We start from the raw sequence: 1002 nt of genomic DNA, 5'->3' as shown, positions 1-1002 counted from the left end.
GAGCTGGTCCACGAGACCGAGGCCACCGGGGCGGGCGGGTAAGCTCCCCTGGCTGTCCTGTCTTCCGACGAGGCCCGCTACATCACGTCGGTCGCACTGCCGGTGGATGCGGGTAGTTCATCCCGCTGAAGTTCTGAACAACAGAAGTTCTGAACAACAGAAGTTCTGAACAGCTGAAGTTTTGAATAGCGGAGTTATGTCACGCTGAGATCTGCCACGGTGTGTAGCGTCGGGTTCAACTGACCGAAAGGCGCACACCGTGGCGGAACGACGCTATCTGGAAGTTACCGTCGGGACCAACATCGTCATGGTCCTCGACCACCGCACGGTGGAGGTCTTCGACCGCACCGCTGCGAGCACGAGCGAAGTGGCTCGCTGGCATGTCGAACACATTGCGGTGAAGGCGAAACCGTCGAAGTCGGGACTGAAGCTCACCATTGGAAACCGGCTCGCCGACGACTCCATCGCGGTAGCGGGTCCACGGGCGTCAATGACGGTCCCGCCGGAGAATGAAGCCGCCGTCATCGCGTTCTTCGACGAGGTCAAGGCCGCTCGGGTGTGAATCGGCAGAAGACCTTCGGCGCGGATGATTCGGGTTCTCTAGTCGAGCACGTCGTGCGCTGCCACGAAGATCGGGCCGGACGCACTTTTGTCGGGCTCTCGGGAATCGAGGCGTCCGGAAAATCGACGATCGCAGACGAGTTGGCTGACGGTATCTCGAAGTCGGGCCATGACGTCGTCACGATCCATGGCGACGAGTTCTCGACTGCGAAAGCCGTACGAAACAACAATCCCGACGCGGTGCGTGGGTATCTCGAGGATGCGTACGACTATTCGATCCTCAGCAGTCGTGTGCTGGTGCCGCTACGGTCGGCCGAAGTTTCCGACATTTCCTACGTCTCGACTGATCCGGAGACGGACGAATCGGTGGTAACGAAGGCCCGGAGTGCGCAACTGGCCGAGACCAGAGGGATGTCTGACCGGGTCGCCCGGTGCCGGAAC

2 protein-coding genes are annotated in these 1002 nt (G+C 60.8%); both read left to right on the top strand.

The window, feature by feature from the left end; all coding sequences use genetic code 11:
• The first annotated feature begins 259 nt into the window (after positions 1–259).
• Positions 260–562, top strand: a complete 303-nt coding sequence (locus ABT116_RS50770; RefSeq protein WP_019749398.1) for a hypothetical protein — start codon at positions 260–262, stop codon at positions 560–562.
• On the top strand, positions 559–1002 hold a 444-nt coding region (locus ABT116_RS50765), incomplete at its 3' end, for a nucleoside/nucleotide kinase family protein (protein WP_351648752.1). The genes ABT116_RS50770 and ABT116_RS50765, both read left to right, overlap by 4 nt.

It is taken from the genome of Streptomyces sp. NPDC002130 (genome assembly GCF_040296465.1).
Lineage (GTDB): Bacteria > Actinomycetota > Actinomycetes > Streptomycetales > Streptomycetaceae > Streptomyces.
This window is presented reverse-complemented; position numbering and strand designations above follow the sequence as displayed.